A 472-nucleotide genomic window follows, 5' to 3' on the forward strand; every position below is an offset into this window, starting at 1 on the left:
CGCACGCCCGGGGTGTCGGGGACCTCGAACCCGTTGTCGGAGACGATCGACGCGTCGGACGTGAACACGCAGTAGGAGCCCAGGCCCCATGCCTCGTGGGCCTGCACGTGGTCCGCGACCTTGTACGCGGCCCACCCGCGGATGCCGTCGTGGTTCCACGCGGCCTGGTTCGGCGGGTCGTACGGGAGCTCGTTCTGGTAGAAGATCGTGCGCCCCCGCTCGCCGTTCCACAGGGTGTTGTACTTCTGGTAGTGCTCGACGAAGAGGCCGTAGCCGTCGACGTCGTCGCCGTTGACCACGAGGCCGTAGTCGGCGGTGTTGACGTCCCAGCCGATGCCCTCGCCGTGGTCGCCGCGCCAGGACCAGATGTGGTCGACGATCGTGTCGTCCGCGTTGATGACGATCGCGCTGTCGACCTTGCCCGCGTGCGCGCCGCCGACGCGCACGAACACGTCGTGGATCGAGATCGGGT

1 pseudogene is annotated in these 472 nt (G+C 68.2%); it reads right to left on the reverse strand.

The window, feature by feature from the left end:
- Nucleotides 1–472, reverse strand: a pseudogene (locus tag G3I78_RS48025) (coagulation factor 5/8 type domain-containing protein); the annotation flags it as partial.

The organism is Streptomyces sp. SID13726 (assembly GCF_010548375.1).
GTDB lineage: Bacteria > Actinomycetota > Actinomycetes > Streptomycetales > Streptomycetaceae > Streptomyces.